Source organism: Terrabacter lapilli (genome assembly GCF_039531305.1).
Lineage (GTDB): Bacteria > Actinomycetota > Actinomycetes > Actinomycetales > Dermatophilaceae > Terrabacter > Terrabacter lapilli.
In genome coordinates, this window is the sequence record NZ_BAAAPU010000004.1 from 126,185 (window position 1) to 140,009 (window position 13,825).

At 71.5% G+C, this 13,825-nt stretch carries 14 protein-coding genes and 1 riboswitch; of the genes, 13 read left to right on the forward strand and 1 reads right to left on the reverse strand.

Going from position 1 to position 13,825, the window contains the following annotated elements; genetic code table 11:
* Positions 1 to 59 precede the first annotated feature (59 nt).
* From ABD241_RS06755 to ABD241_RS06810, 12 genes are all read left to right on the forward strand, one after another.
* Entirely contained in the window at positions 60 to 1,190 is a 1,131-nt protein-coding gene (locus ABD241_RS06755; protein WP_344059766.1) for an aminotransferase class V-fold PLP-dependent enzyme, read from the forward strand.
* 118 nt (positions 1,191 to 1,308) lie between these two features.
* Positions 1,309 to 1,917: a cardiolipin synthase ClsA gene (gene clsA, locus ABD241_RS06760; RefSeq protein ID WP_344059768.1), complete on the forward strand. Its 609-nt coding sequence runs from the start codon at positions 1,309 to 1,311 to the stop codon at positions 1,915 to 1,917.
* A 2-nt stretch (positions 1,918 to 1,919) separates the two neighbouring features.
* Positions 1,920 to 2,900, forward strand: coding sequence for a DUF881 domain-containing protein (locus tag ABD241_RS06765; protein WP_344059941.1), 981 nt, complete (start codon positions 1,920 to 1,922; stop codon positions 2,898 to 2,900).
* A complete protein-coding gene (locus ABD241_RS06770) occupies positions 2,897 to 3,229 on the forward strand; it encodes a small basic family protein (protein ID WP_142185479.1) in 333 nt (110 codons plus the stop codon). The genes ABD241_RS06765 and ABD241_RS06770 overlap by 4 nt, the downstream gene beginning before the upstream one ends.
* Positions 3,230 to 3,231: 2 nt before the next feature.
* Positions 3,232 to 4,101 carry a DUF881 domain-containing protein gene (locus tag ABD241_RS06775; protein WP_344059772.1) on the forward strand — a complete coding sequence of 290 codons (870 nt, stop codon included), beginning with the start codon at positions 3,232 to 3,234 and terminating at the stop codon, positions 4,099 to 4,101.
* Between the two features lie 179 nt (positions 4,102 to 4,280).
* Positions 4,281 to 4,670: a glycine cleavage system protein GcvH gene (gene gcvH, locus ABD241_RS06780; protein ID WP_142185477.1), complete on the forward strand. Its 390-nt coding sequence runs from the start codon at positions 4,281 to 4,283 to the stop codon at positions 4,668 to 4,670.
* Positions 4,671 to 4,888: 218 nt separating this feature from the next.
* On the forward strand, positions 4,889 to 5,359 hold the full coding sequence (locus ABD241_RS06785) for an FHA domain-containing protein (protein ID WP_344059774.1): 471 nt from the start codon (positions 4,889 to 4,891) through the stop codon (positions 5,357 to 5,359).
* Positions 5,356 to 6,096: a transcriptional regulator FtsR gene (gene ftsR, locus ABD241_RS06790; RefSeq protein WP_344059776.1), complete on the forward strand. Its 741-nt coding sequence runs from the start codon at positions 5,356 to 5,358 to the stop codon at positions 6,094 to 6,096. The genes ABD241_RS06785 and ftsR overlap by 4 nt, the downstream gene beginning before the upstream one ends.
* A gap of 25 nt (positions 6,097 to 6,121) precedes the next feature.
* Positions 6,122 to 6,634, forward strand: coding sequence for a bifunctional nuclease family protein (locus ABD241_RS06795; protein WP_344059778.1), 513 nt, complete (start codon positions 6,122 to 6,124; stop codon positions 6,632 to 6,634).
* Between the two features lie 210 nt (positions 6,635 to 6,844).
* Positions 6,845 to 7,426, forward strand: a complete 582-nt coding sequence (locus tag ABD241_RS06800; protein ID WP_344059780.1) for a MerR family transcriptional regulator — start codon at positions 6,845 to 6,847, stop codon at positions 7,424 to 7,426.
* Positions 7,427 to 7,485: 59 nt separating this feature from the next.
* Positions 7,486 to 7,585, forward strand: a riboswitch (glycine riboswitch).
* Positions 7,586 to 7,666: 81 nt separating this feature from the next.
* Complete coding sequence (gene gcvP, locus ABD241_RS06805) at positions 7,667 to 10,594, forward strand: aminomethyl-transferring glycine dehydrogenase (protein ID WP_344059782.1); 2,928 nt, start codon at positions 7,667 to 7,669, stop codon at positions 10,592 to 10,594.
* Positions 10,595 to 10,646: 52 nt separating this feature from the next.
* Positions 10,647 to 12,134 carry a glutamate-cysteine ligase family protein gene (locus ABD241_RS06810; RefSeq protein ID WP_344059784.1) on the forward strand — a complete coding sequence of 496 codons (1,488 nt, stop codon included), beginning with the start codon at positions 10,647 to 10,649 and terminating at the stop codon, positions 12,132 to 12,134.
* A gap of 85 nt (positions 12,135 to 12,219) precedes the next feature.
* Here ABD241_RS06810 and ABD241_RS06815 read toward each other — a convergent pair whose 3' ends face one another.
* The gene (locus tag ABD241_RS06815) at positions 12,220 to 12,846 is read right to left on the reverse strand and encodes a histidine phosphatase family protein (protein WP_344059786.1); all 627 of its coding nucleotides are present in this window, start codon (positions 12,844 to 12,846) and stop codon (positions 12,220 to 12,222) included.
* 105 nt (positions 12,847 to 12,951) lie between these two features.
* On the opposite strand from ABD241_RS06815, the gene ABD241_RS06820 reads away from it, so the two are divergent.
* Complete coding sequence (locus tag ABD241_RS06820) at positions 12,952 to 13,824, forward strand: PhzF family phenazine biosynthesis protein (protein WP_344059788.1); 873 nt, start codon at positions 12,952 to 12,954, stop codon at positions 13,822 to 13,824.
* Position 13,825: the final 1 nt, after the last annotated feature.

A 13,825-nucleotide genomic window follows, 5' to 3' on the forward strand; every position in this document is an offset into this window, starting at 1 on the left:
GGATCGAGACAGCAAGGACGTAACCGGACGTCCCGACTCGTGTGTGGCAGGGTGCAGGCATGGAACTACCCCGTCCCACGGTCGACCCCGGTGGCCTGCGCGAGTTCTCCGTCGTCTTCACCGACCGGTCGCTCAACCACATGTCGCAGCGCTTCGTCGGCGTGATGCGAGACATCATTGACGTGCTGAGCACGACCTACTCGGCCGACAGCGTGGCGGTCGTGCCCGGCGGCGGAAGCTACGCGATGGAGGCGGTGGCGCGCCAGCTGGCGACCGGTCGTCGTTGCCTGGTCGTGCGCAACGGGCTGTTCTCCTACCGCTGGACCCAGATCATCGAGGCCGGCTCCATCACCGACGACGTCGTGGTCTGCATGGCCCGGCCCGAAGACGGGGGCCCGCAGTCGCCGTGGCAGCCGGCGCCGGTCGAGGAGGTCGTCGCCGCCATCCGCGAGCAGCGGTCCCAGGTCGTCTTCGCGCCCCACGTCGAGACGGCGTCCGGCGTGGTGCTGGGCGACGACTACGTCCGCGCGCTGGCCGACGCCGCCCACGAGGTCGGTGGCCTCCTCGTTCTCGACTGCGTGGCGTCCGGTGCACTCTGGGTCGACATGAAGCACCTCGGCGTCGACGTCCTCATCAGCGCTCCACAGAAGGGCTGGAGCGGCTCACCCTGCGCCGGCTACGTGATGCTGAGCGAGGCCGGCCGGACGGCGGTGGAGGCGACGACGTCCACCAGCTTCGCCGCCGACCTCAGGAAGTGGCTGTCGGTCACGGAGGCCTACACCGAGGGCCGAACCCCGTACCACACCACGATGCCGACGGACGCGCTGGCGTACAACGCAGCCATGATGCTCGAGACCCGCGACGCCGGCCTGGAGCAGCTGAGGGCTGCCCAGGTCGAGCTGGGTGGCCGGGTGCGGACGCTGCTCGCCGAGCACGGCTACCCGTCGGTCGCCGCGCCGGAGGTCGCTGCGTCCAGCGTCGTGGTCGTCTACACCGACGACCCGGACCTGCGCAGTGGCGCCGGTTTCAAGAAGGTGGGCGTGCAGGTGGCCGGGGGAGTCCCCCTCATGTGCGGCGAGCCCGAGGACCTCTCGACCTTCCGCATCGGCCTGTTCGGACTCGACAAGCTCACCGACGTCGACGGCACCGTCGCCCGGCTCAGGGACGCCCTGGAGCAGCTGGCCCGCTGACCGCGTGGGCCTTCTGACTGGCGTGCTCGCGGCCTCCGGACGTGGCGCGACCGACCGTGTCCGGATCGATGCCGAGCAGGTGCGACGGGGCCTGCGACCGCCGGTTAGGCTTGCCGCCGTGGAGGTCGAGAGCGCGGCGCAACCGGAGCACGTCGTGTCGGAGCGGCTGCTGACGATCCCCAACGTCCTGTCGGTCCTGAGGCTGGTCGGGGTCCCGTTCTTCCTGTGGGCGATCCTGTCCGAGCGGGACGGCCTGGCCCTCCTGCTGCTCATGGCATCGGGGGTGACGGACTACCTCGACGGCAAGATCGCCCGCCACTTCCACATGGAGAGCCGCCTCGGCGCGTTCCTCGACCCCATCGCCGACCGCCTCTACATCCTCACGACGCTCATCGGCCTGCTCTGGCGCGACCTCATCCCCGTCTGGTTCGTGGCGGCGCTGCTCGCCCGCGAGGCCGTGATGGGGCTCATGCTGCTCTACCTGCGCTCGCGCGGGCAGCTCGGCCTCCCGGTGCACTTCGTCGGCAAGGCTGCGACCTTCAACCTCCTCTACGCCTTCCCGCTGCTGCTGCTGGCCAACCGCGAGGACTGGCTCGGCGACCTGGCGAGACCGCTCGGCTGGGCCTTCGCGTGGTGGGGGCTGGTGCTCTACTGGCTCGCGGCCGTCCTGTATGCCATCCATGCGCGTCTGGTGCTGACGCGCGCTCCGCGGACGGTGGGCCCTTGAACGTGCGCCGCCGCCGACCCGACGAGTCGATGACGCTGCTGACGACGATGATGGAGCGGCCGCTCGACGCCGGCTACCAGGAGGCTGCCGACCGCCGCGCCGCCGCAGGGTTGCCGAAGGCGACCTCGACGCAGACCGTGCTCGTCATCGTGATGGCCATCCTCACCGGGTTCCTCTTCGCCGTCGCCGCCCAGTCGCTGCGGCCCAAGCCCACGGCGGCCGCGGCGGTCAAGAAGGAGCTGGTCACGCGCATCGAGGCGCTGCAGCAGCACGGCACCGAGCAGGAGGCGAGGGTCGCGGCGCTGGGTCGGCAGGTGCGCGACTACGAGGCACTGGCCCTCAAGCAGTCCGGCGGCCCGGACCTGACGAGCAGGATCAAGGAGCTCGAGGTACAGGCCGCGGCGGTCCCGCTTCGGGGTCCGGGGGTGACGCTGACGCTGGACGACGCCGCGACAGCGGGTGGAGACGCGAACGCCGGCAGCCGTCCGAGCAGCGGGTTCCAGGAGGGGCGGGTCACCTCCGGAGACCTGCAGGTCGTGGTCAACGGCCTGTGGGGTGCCGGAGCGGAGGCGATCTCGATCAACGGGCACCGGCTCAGCTCCACGGCGGCGATCCGCTTCGCGGGCCAGGCGATCATCGTCGACTTCCGGCCGCTGGCGAGGCCGTACGTCATCACGGCGCTGGGCGACCCGCAGGCGATGCAGCAGCTGTTCGAGCCCTCGTTCGCGGGCCTGTACCTCTCCCAGCTGACCGACCAGTTCAAGATCCGGTCGACCATGGCCGCCGGCGACTCCCTCACCGTGCCCGGCGACCCCTCCGCCCGCCTCGAGGTCGCCCGCCCCCTAGGCTCGTCACCGCCGAGCGCGCCTCGCGGCTCCTCGACCGGCACGCCGTCGCAGCCTCCGAGCAGCAGCAGCTCCAGCACCGGCGACCCCAGCACCGGCAACCCGATGACACCGACCACTGAGAGGAACCACTCGTGATCCCAGTTCTCGGCCTCCTGGCCGGACTCGCGGTGGGGCTCTTCCTCGACCCGTCGGTCCCCGTCTGGCTCCAGCCCTACCTGCCGATCGCGGTCATCGCGGCGCTCGACGCCGTCTTCGGAGCGATTCGCGCCATCCTCGACGGCATCTTCAACGACAAGGTGTTCGTGGTGTCGTTCCTGTCCAACGTCGTGGTGGCGGCCTTCATCGTCTTCCTCGGCGACCAGCTCGGCGTGGGAGCGCAGCTCTCGACGGGCGTGGTCGTCGTGCTCGGGGTCCGGATCTTCTCCAACGTCGCCTCCATCCGCCGGCACCTGTTCAAGGCCTGACCATGGCGAGCCGCAAGAAGCGTCCAGAGGCACCGCCGGGTGTCACGGAGCCGCCGGCCACGGTCCCCGTGTTCGGGACGAGCGTGGACGACGGCGCCGACCCCGACTTCACGTCAGCGGAGGTGCGCGAACCGGGACCCGCGCAGCCTGCCGTCGAGGGCCGGGGCGCCTGGCGCCGCCTGGTCCGGATGGGCCGGCCGCGCGCCACTCGCGGCAACGTGCTCGGCGCCCTGCTGGCCCTGCTGCTCGGGGTGGGCATCGCCGCCCAGGTGCAGCTGACCAACCAGCGCGGGCTCGACGAGCTGAGCCAGACGGACCTCGTACGCGTGCTCGACGACATCTCCCTGCGCTCCTCCCGGCTCGACCAGCAGGTGCGCGAGCTGGAGGCCACACGGGACCGGCTCGAGAACGGCACGGGCACGGCGGGCGAGGCGCTCGACCAGGCCCAGCGGCGGGTCGACACGCTCGGGATCCTCGCCGGCACCCTCGCGGCCAAGGGGCCGGGCATCACCATGCAGGTCTCCGACCCGACCAACGCCCTGAACGGCCCCATCGTGCTCGACATCATCCAGGAGCTGCGTGACGCGGGTGCCGAGTCCATCGACGTCGGCGGCGTGCGGGTGGTCGCCTCGTCCTTCGTGAGCGACCGCAACGGGTCGCTCTTCGTGGACGGCAAGCAGGTCAGCCGCCCCCTGCTCATCAAGGCCATCGGCGACTCCAAGACGCTGTCGTCGGCCATGACGATTCCCGGCGGGATCGTGGAGTCGGTCCGCCAGAAGGGTGCCGAGGCCACGGTCAGCGAGTCGGGGGACATCGAGATCACCTCGCTGCACCAACCGACCCCGATGACCCACGCCAAGCCGGTCGAATGACCGGGGGAGCGAGGGCCCGGCGCGACGCGCGGTCGTCTCTCGGCGCCGCACTCCCTGCGCGCACGCCGGTGACGTGGCATCCTCTCAGGTGCCGAGGCATCGACACCGGCTCCCAACAGCCCACCCACCAGCGGCAGTCCACCGTGCCGGCAGCCGGCACACCACCGACAAGGAGCGACATGAGCGACCTGCAGTACCCCTCTGACCTGCGCTACACCAGCGACCACGAGTGGGTCCGCGTGGGCGAGGACGGGGTGGTCCGCATCGGCATCACGTCGTTCGCCCAGGACGCCCTCGGCGACGTCGTCTACGTCTCGCTCCCGGCCGTCGGTGACACCGTCACCCCGGGCGACTCCTGCGGCGAGGTGGAGTCGACGAAGTCGGTCAGCGACGTCTACGCCCCGCTCGAGGGCGAGGTCACGGCGACCAACGAGGCGCTCGACAGCTCGCCCGAGCTCATCAACTCCGACCCCTACGGTGAGGGCTGGATGTTCGAGCTCCGGCTGAGCGACCCCTCCTCCGTCGAGAGCCTCATGGACGCCGACGCCTACACCGCCTCGCTGTCCTGACCTGACACGTCCCTGCGGTCCTGGAGTCCCAGGGCCGACCCCCGGATCCCAACGGGATCCGAGCGCAGTCCGTGTCCACCTCCACCCCATGCCCTGGCCGCGCCGCCCGGGCCCGAACACCGCGCCGGTCCCCGTCGCGTCGCTCGGGTTCGGATCGGTGCCGTTCAACTAGAGTGGATGGACCCGGTCTCGCCCGAGCCACAGAGGAGGAGCGGCGCATGTCCAGCGACACGCCCGAACCCGACGCCACCAACGTCGAACCCCGCACCATGCGGTTCCAAGGCGTGCCCGCGCAGGACCTCGAGCACCTCGAGTCCTCGGTCCCACGCGGACTGACAGCCGAGGACCAGGCCACGATCGAGGCGCTGCGGCCCGGTACTGCACTGCTCGTCGTGCTGCGCGGCCCCAACACCGGCGCGCGGTTCCTGCTCGACGACCAGGAGGTGGCCGCCGGCCGCCACCCCGACTCCGACATCTTCCTCGACGACGTCACGGTCTCGCGCAAGCACGCCACCTTCCTCGCTCGGGGCGGCGGCTACGTCGTTCGCGACTCCGGCTCGCTCAACGGCACGTACGTCAACCGTGAGCGCATCGACGAGGCGCCCCTGCACCAGGGCGACGAGGTGCAGATCGGCAAGTTCCGCCTCGTCTACTACTCGTCCGGAGCCGCGCAGCACGCCCCGGCATGAGCGCCGCCTCCCTCACGGGCGATGGTGAGGCGCCTGCGCCGCGGCGTCTCACCATCGGCAAGGTCCTCGCCAGCCTGTCGACGGAGTTCCCCGACGTCACCGCGTCGAAGATCCGGTTCCTCGAGGCGGAGGGGCTCGTCCGACCCCACCGGACCGCGTCCGGCTACCGCACGTACACCGAGGGCGACGTGGCGCGCCTGCACTACATCCTCGCCGCGCAGCGCGACCGCTACTGGCCGCTGAAGGTCATCCGCGAGGCCCTGGACGCGCTGGACCGGGGACTGTCGGAGCCGACGGACGAGCCGGACGCACGCCCACGCCCTCCCGCTCCGCCCGTCGACCCGGAGGTACCCACCCCCCGGGAGCTCGCCAGCCGGCGCACGGTCTCACTGACCGGCCCGGAGCTGCGCGAGGCGACCGGCATCGACCGCGAGGTGATGCACGCCCTGGAGACCTACGGGCTGCTGCGCAGCGACGACCGGGGTCACTTCGGCCACGACTCCCTGGCCATCGCCGCCGCAGCGCGCGTGCTCGCAAGCCATGGTCTCGAGGCCCGTCACCTACGGCCGTTCCGCACGGCCGCCGACCGTGAGATCGGGCTCGTCGACCAGGTGCTCGCGACGCGCCGCGGCGGCGGCACGCAGGAGGAGCGCGCGGCCGAGATCGCGTCCGCCTGCATCGCGCTGCACGTGGCACTGGTGCGCGAAGGCCTTGCCCGCCAGGGCCGTCCCGGGTGACGGGGGCGCGAGGTACGGTGGGGGAGTGAGAGAGGTCGATGTCCTGGGCGTGCGCGTCGAGATGCCCACGAACCACCCGATCGTCCTGCTGCGTGAGAGGGATGGCGGTCGCTACCTGCCGATCTGGATCGGCGCTGCCGAGGCTGCGGCGATCACCTACGCGCAGCAGGGTGTGGTGCCGCCGCGGCCCCTGACGCACGACCTCATGCGCGACATCCTCGCCGTTCTCGGGCACGAGCTGACCGAGGTGCGGATCGTGGCCCTCAAGGACTCGGTCTTCCACGCGTCCCTCGTGATCGACGGCGGCAAGACCGAGGTGAGCTCCCGCGCGAGCGACGCCATCGCCCTGGCCCTGCGCACCGGGGCGAAGGTCCTGGTGGAGCCCTCGATCCTCGACGAGGCAGCCATCGTCGTCTCGTCCGAGGAAGACGACGAGGTGGAGAAGTTCAAGGAGTTCCTCGACCACGTCTCGGCCGAGGACTTCGAAGGGCCTACCCCCGAAGGGGAGCCCGGCGACCGCCCCGATCTGCCGGAGTGACACCGCGTCCTTGGGTCCTGACGCGAAGCCTCACCTTCAACTAGCAGGTGAATGTTTGCCCTCACGGCCGACACGCCGTGCCCGTGCTCGCTCGGGTGATTGACCGCAGCCTGTGCGCGGCCTACCGTCAGAGAACGACGTGACTGTAGTTATCCCCATGTCGTCTGCGTCGGCACACCAGCCGCGCAGCCTGAGCTTGAGGAGGACGGCATGGCCGCCATCGAGGACGCGCACGACGCGAGCCGGGTTCTTCCCGCCGCGTCCCAGGGCCTGCTGTTCACCGACGACCTGCCCGAGCTGGCCGAGGACAGCGGCTACCGAGGTCCCACGGCCTGCAAGGCGGCCGGGATCACCTACCGCCAGCTCGACTACTGGGCCCGCACGGGCCTGGTGGAGCCCTCGGTGCGCAGCGCCACGGGCTCCGGCACGCAGCGCCTCTACGGCTTCCGCGACATCCTGGTCCTCAAGGTCGTCAAGCGGCTGCTCGACACCGGCGTCTCCCTCCAGCAGATCCGGGTCGCCATCAGCCACCTGCGTGAGCGCGGGGTCGAGGACCTCGCCCAGATCACCCTCATGAGCGACGGCGCGTCGGTCTACGAGTGCACGTCCGCCGACGAGGTCATCGACCTCGTCCAGGGCGGGCAGGGCGTGTTCGGCATCGCGGTGGGTCGCGTGTGGCGCGAGGTCGAGGGCGAGCTGGCGCTGCTGCCGAGCGAGCGGGTCGACGAGGCCCCCGCCGAGCACCCCGACGACGAGCTGAACGCGCGTCGCCAGGCACGCCGGCTGGCCTGACCCCCGCCGCGTCGAGGGCGTCACCACCGCCCGCGGCTGCTAGATTTGGTGGTGCCGATCGACCCTGCGTGGGAGAGTCCTCGGGGTGCCTGGCACCTACGGGGCGCCGAAGGGGCAACATCCCCGGAACCTCTCAGGCGCCAGGACCACGCGGGCGAGGCAACTCTGGAGGCATCCGGCGACGGGCGCTCGACAGACGGGGAGCGTGTGTCGTCCGCTCGAATCCCGCCAGGAGTGCCCATGTCGATCGACCAGCTCGTGCCCGTCACCACCGGAAGCTCCGACTCGACGGCGATGGCCGACTTCGTGAGCCGTCACGTCGGCCCCGCCGGGGACGACGTGCGCCGGATGCTGGAGGTGGTCGGCCAGCCCAGCCTCGACGTGATGTGCGACAAGGCGATCCCGGGTGCCATCCGCTCGGACGCCCCGCTGCGCCTGCAGGCCGCGGCGAGCGAGAGCGCCGTCATCGAGGAGCTTCGCGGGTTCGCCTCCCGCAACACCGTGCTCACCTCGCTCATCGGGCTCGGCTACTACGGCACCGTCACGCCCCCGGTCGTGCGCCGCAACGTGCTCGAGAACCCCGCCTGGTACACCGCCTACACCCCGTACCAGCCGGAGATCTCCCAGGGTCGCCTCGAGGCGCTGCTCAACTTCCAGACCGTGATCACGGACCTGACCGGCCTCGACGTGGCCGGTTCCTCGCTGCTCGACGAGGCGACCGCCGCTGCCGAGGCCATGTCGCTCATGCGCCGCGCGAGCAAGGCGGCGGCCGACGGGGTCGTCCTCGTCGACGAGCGACTCTTCCCGCAGACGACCGCCGTGATGCGCACGCGCGCCGAGGCGCTCGGGCTTCCCCTCGTCGTCGCCGACCTGCGCCCGGTCGCCGACGCGGAGTCCCTTTCCGACGCTGCGGGCGGCAAGCCCGTCGTCGGAGCGATCGTGCAGTACCCCGACGCCACCGGCGAGCTCGTCGACTGGTCGGCCCTGACCACCGCGGTCCACGAGGCCAAGGGGCTCGTCACCGCCTGCGCCGACCTGCTCGCTCTCACGCTCGTCAAGGCGCCGGGGGAGTGGGGCGCCGACATCGCGGTCGGCAGCGCCCAGCGTTTCGGCGTGCCGATGGGCTTCGGCGGACCGCACGCCGGCTACATGGCCGTGCACCGCGGCCTGGAGCGCCAGATCCCCGGCCGCCTCGTAGGCGTGTCGGTCGACGCCGAGGGCCACCAGGCCTATCGCCTGGCCCTGCAGACGCGCGAGCAGCACATCCGCCGCGAGAAGGCGACCTCCAACATCTGCACCGCCCAGGTGCTCCTCGCCGTCATGGCGAGCATGTATGCCGTGTGGCACGGTCCCGCGGGCCTCGTGGCCATCGCGAAGCGCGTGGCCGCCCTCACCACGGCCCTGCGCGGCGCGCTCGTCGACGGCGGGCTCGACGTCGAGACCACCTCCCACTTCGACACCCTCACGGTCGTGGTCCCCCGTCGCGCTGCCGAGGTCGTCGCGGCCTTCGCCGACCGCGGCATCAACGTCTGGCGGGTCGACGACGCCCGCGTCTCGCTGAGCCTCGACGAGACCTCGGGCCCGGCCACGGTGGTGGCCGTCCTCGAGGCGTTCGGCGTGGAGACGTCGGACGACCTGAAGGCCGGCGTCGTCGGCGCGGGCGCCACCGGCATACCGCAGGAGCTCGAGCGCACCTCGGAGTTCCTGACGCACCCCGTCTTCCACGCCCACCACTCCGAGACGGCGATGCTGCGCTACCTGCGCCGGCTCTCCGACCGTGACTTCGCCCTCGACCGCGGCATGATCCCGCTCGGCTCGTGCACGATGAAGCTCAACGCCACCACCGAGATGGAGGCGATCACCTGGCCGGAGTTCGCCAACCTCCACCCGTTCGCGCCGGCCGAGCAGACCGCGGGCATCCGCAGCCTCATCGACGACCTGTCGGCGTGGCTGTGCGAGATCACCGGCTACGACGCCGTGTCGCTCCAGCCCAACGCCGGGTCGCAGGGCGAGTTCGCCGGCCTGCTCGCGATCCACGCCTACCACCAGGCCCGCGGCGAGGGACACCGCCGGATCTGCCTCATCCCGGCCAGCGCCCACGGCACCAACGCGGCGTCTGCGGTCATGGCCGGTCTCAAGGTGGTCGTCGTCAAGACGGCCGCCGGCGGCACGGTCGACATGGACGACCTCCGGGCCAAGATCGAGGCGCACCGCGACGACCTCGCCGCGATCATGGTGACCTACCCCTCCACGCACGGCGTCTACGAGGACACGATCACCGAGCTGTGCGAGCTGGTCCACGACGCCGGTGGCCAGGTCTACGTCGACGGCGCCAACCTCAACGCGCTCGTGGGCCTGGCCCAGCCGGGCAAGTTCGGCGCCGACGTCAGCCACCTCAACCTCCACAAGACGTTCTGCATCCCGCACGGCGGTGGCGGCCCCGGGGTCGGCCCCGTCGCAGTCCGGGCCCACCTCGCGCCGCACCTGCCCAACCACCCGCTCGCGGCCGAGGCCGGCCCCGAGACGGGTGTGGGTCCCGTCTCCGCCGCGCCGTACGGCTCCGCCGGGATCCTGCCGATCTCGTGGGCCTACGTCCGGCTCATGGGCGGCGAGGGGCTCAAGCACGCCACGCAGATGGCCGTCCTCGGGGCCAACTACATCGCCGCCCGGCTGCGCGAGCACTTCCCCGTGCTCTACTCGGGCGACGACGGCCTCGTGGCGCACGAGTGCATCCTCGACGTCCGGCAGATCACCGCGGAGACGGGCGTGACCGTCGACGACATCGCCAAGCGGCTCATCGACTACGGCTTCCACGCCCCGACGATGAGCTTCCCCGTCGCCGGCACGCTCATGGTCGAGCCCACCGAGTCCGAGAACCTCTACGAGCTCGACCGGTTCTGCGACGCGATGATCGCCATCCGCGGCGAGATCGAGGCCGTCCGCACCGGTGAGGTCGCCGTCGGCGACAGCATGCTGCGACACGCCCCGCACACGGCGCTCAACATCGCGGCCGAGTGGGACCACCCGTACGACCGCATCCAGGCGGCCTTCCCCGTGGGCGTCCAGGCGGCCGACAAGTACTGGCCGCCGGTCAGCCGCATCGACGGGGCCTACGGAGACCGCAACCTCGTGTGCTCCTGCCCGCCGCCGGAGGCCTTCGAGGGCTGACACTCCGCGCATCGGGCTCGCACGAGCCCCTCGAGTGTGGTTGTCTCGGCACGTGGGAGCGGATGTCGAGCAGTCCAGGTACACACGCGAGCAGCGGCAGCAGTACCGCGAGAAGGTGCGCCGCGACCTCGACGTCTTCGAGCGCATGCTCGGGAAGAGCGAGTTCGAGTTCGACCGACCCATGACCGGGCTCGAGATCGAGCTCAACCTCGTCAACGAGGACCTCGGCCCCAAGCTCGACAACAAGACGGTCCTCGAGCAGATCGCCGACGAGAACTACCAGACCGAGCTCGCCCGCTACAACATCGAGCTCAACGTCCACCCGCGCCCGCTCCCGGGCGACGCCGCGCTGGAGCTCGAGCAGCACCTGCGCGAGTCGCTCAACCGGGCCTCCGAGAAGGCCGCCGAGGCCCACGCCGGGATCGTGGCCATCGGCATCCTGCCCACCGTGATGCCCGAGCACTTCGAGGGCGACTGGATCAGCGAGAACATCCGCTACGCCGCCCTCAACAACGCGGTCCTCGACGCCCGCGGGGAGGACGTGTGGCTCGAGCTCGAGGGGCCGACGGGCGAGCGCATCGCGCGCTACTCCGACAGCCTCGCGCCCGAGTCGGCCTGCACCTCGATCCAGCTGCACCTGCAGGTCCAGCCCGAGCGCTTCGCCGACCACTGGAACGCCGCGCAGGTCCTCGCCGGGCCGCAGCTCGCGCTCGGTGCCAACTCGCCCTTCTTCCTCGGCCAGCGGCTCTGGGCCGAGACACGAATCCCGCTCTTCACCCAGGCCACCGACACCCGTTCGGTCGAGCTGAAGAACCAGGGCGTGCGTCCGCGGGTGTGGTTCGGCGAGCGCTGGATCACCTCGATCTTCGACCTCTTCGAGGAGAACGTCCGCTACTTCCCGGCCCTGCTGCCCGAGCTCTACGACGAGGAGCCCGAGGAGGTCTTCGAGCGGGGCGAGGTCCCCCAGCTCCGGGAGCTGCGGCTGCACAACGGCACCGTCTACCGCTGGAACCGGCCGATCTACGACATCGTCCACGGCCGCCCCCACCTGCGCGTCGAGAACCGGGTGCTGCCGGCCGGTCCCAGCATCGCCGACGTCATGGCCAACGCCGCCTTCTACTACGGCACGATGCGCGTCCTCGCCGAGGAGGACCGCCCGGTGTGGACCCGGATGAGCTTCTCCGCCGCCGAGTCCAACTTCGAGGAGGGCGCGCGCCTCGGCATCGACGCCCGCACCTACTGGCCCGGGTTCGGCGACGTCCCGGCCACCGAGCTCGTGCTGCGCCGGCTGCTGCCGATGGCGCACGAGGGACTCCAGCGCTGGGGCGTGTCCATGGCCGTGCGCGACAGGTTCCTGTCGATCATCGAGCAGCGCTGCCTCCAGGGCGTCAACGGCGCCTCGTGGCAGACCGAGTGCGTGGCCAGGCTCGAGAGCCGTGGACTCACCCGCGACAAGGCGCTGCGCGAGATGCTCGCCCGTTACATCGAAGGCATGATGGCCAACGAGCCGGTCCACACCTGGGAGCTCCCCGGCGACTGAACGCCCTGTCGGCTCCGCTCCGCGGCAGCGGAGCCCACGTATGCCGTGCCGCCGGGCCCACGGCATACGCCCGGAGCGTGGGGGCTCACTCGGTGAGCAGGCGCCAGGGGGAGAGGTTGTACATCCCGAGGCAGCGGGTGCTCCGGTGGTGCGTCAGCACACTCATGGATCCCGCGTCGAGCACCAGGTGCTGGCCGAAGCACGGGTCGACCTTCAGGTAGGTGGCGGTCAGCACGCGCAGGGCGTGCCCGTGCCCGAAGAGCGCGACGTCCCCGCGCTCGAGGTCGGGCCAGATCTTGTCGAGGACCTGCTGCGCGCGCGCCGCGACCTCGTGGACCGTCTCGCCCGGCGTCACCCCCGGCTTCACGCCGTCGACGAAGACCTCCCAGGGGTGACCCAGGTCGGCGCTGATCTGCTTGGTCGTGATGCCCTCGTAGGCGCCGTAGTCCCACTCCCGCAGCAGCGGCTCCACCTCGAAGTCGCCGAGCCCAGCCAGCTCGGCGGTCCGCTTGGCGCGCTGGAGCGGCGAGACGAGGACGCGCTCGAAGCGGTGGCTGCGCAGCACACCCGCGAGCTCCCGGGCCGCCGCCTCACCCTCGGGCAGCAGCGGCAGGTCGGTCGTGCCGGTGTGCTGGCCGGTGAGGGACCACTCCGTCTCACCGTGCCGGAAGAGGTAGATGTTCCCGGGCACGACACCGTCAGGGGAGGCCATGCCTGTCACAGTAGCGGCGACGGCTGCACGGCGCCGCGCGCGTCCGGTCGCGCGCGCCGGTCGCGCACGGGCCCGGTTGTGGGTGGGCTGGGGCAGACTGCCGTCATGGACCTGCCCTTCCGGCTGCTCAACGTCTTCGCCATCGCGGGTGACCCGTTCTCGGGCAACCCCCTGTGCGTCTTCCCGGATGCCGGGGGACTGACCGACGGCGAGATGCTCGCCTGGGCGAGGCAGTTCAACCTCAGCGAGTCGACCTTCGTCACGTCCGTGAGCCACCGGGAGGGCGGGGGAGAGGCGCACGTGCGGATCTTCACCCCCGGGCACGAGATGCCCTTCGCCGGCCACCCGACCCTCGGCACCGCCGAGGTGGTCGCGCAGCTGGGGTGCGGTGCCGACGAGGTGCACCTGTCCATGCCGGCCGGGCGCATCCCCGTCGTCCGCACCGAGCACGGGTGGCGCCTGGCGGCCCCGCCCGCGACGCTCCGGGAGGTGACCTCGAGCAGAGCCGACCTCGCGGCCGCCCTGGCCGTCGACGAGACGTCGGTCGTGCGTCCCGACGCCTCGTGGGTCGACGCCGGGGTCGAGCAGCTCGTCGTGCGGCTCGACTCCGTCGAGGCGGTCCGGGCCTGCTCGCCGGTGGCATCGCGGATGGTGGAGCACATGACCTCACCCGGCCGGCCGCCGCACGTCTACGTGTGGGCCAGGACCGGCGCCACGGGCATCGAGGCGAGGCTCTTCTACACCCAGGGACAGTCGGTCCTCGAGGACCCGGCCACCGGCTCGGCGTGCGCCAACCTCGGCGCCTGGCTGGCCGCCCGAGGCGCGCGCGACGTCTCCGTCGTGGTCAGCCAGGGCGCTGCGGTCGGCCGGCCGTCGCGGCTGCTGCTCGACATCGACGTGCACGGCGGCGTCCACGTGGGAGGACGCGTCGACGTCGTGGGCGGCGGCTCGTGCACCCACGAGAGGGCCGGCGCCTGAC

What these genes read in the sequence shown, in the direction of transcription:
- ABD241_RS06755 (WP_344059766.1), top strand. Translation starts at nt 60, where the DNA reads ATGGAACTACCCCGTCCCACGGTCGACCCCGGTGGCCTGCGCGAGTTC.
- ABD241_RS06775 (WP_344059772.1), top strand. Translation starts at nt 3,232, where the DNA reads ATGGCGAGCCGCAAGAAGCGTCCAGAGGCACCGCCGGGTGTCACGGAG.
- gcvH (WP_142185477.1), top strand. Translation starts at nt 4,281, where the DNA reads ATGAGCGACCTGCAGTACCCCTCTGACCTGCGCTACACCAGCGACCAC.
- ABD241_RS06785 (WP_344059774.1), top strand. Translation starts at nt 4,889, where the DNA reads ATGTCCAGCGACACGCCCGAACCCGACGCCACCAACGTCGAACCCCGC.
- ftsR (WP_344059776.1), top strand. Translation starts at nt 5,356, where the DNA reads ATGAGCGCCGCCTCCCTCACGGGCGATGGTGAGGCGCCTGCGCCGCGG.
- ABD241_RS06800 (WP_344059780.1), top strand. Translation starts at nt 6,845, where the DNA reads ATGGCCGCCATCGAGGACGCGCACGACGCGAGCCGGGTTCTTCCCGCC.
- gcvP (WP_344059782.1), top strand. Translation starts at nt 7,667, where the DNA reads ATGTCGATCGACCAGCTCGTGCCCGTCACCACCGGAAGCTCCGACTCG.
- ABD241_RS06815 (WP_344059786.1), bottom strand. Translation starts at nt 12,846, where the DNA reads ATGGCCTCCCCTGACGGTGTCGTGCCCGGGAACATCTACCTCTTCCGG.
- ABD241_RS06820 (WP_344059788.1), top strand. Translation starts at nt 12,952, where the DNA reads ATGGACCTGCCCTTCCGGCTGCTCAACGTCTTCGCCATCGCGGGTGAC.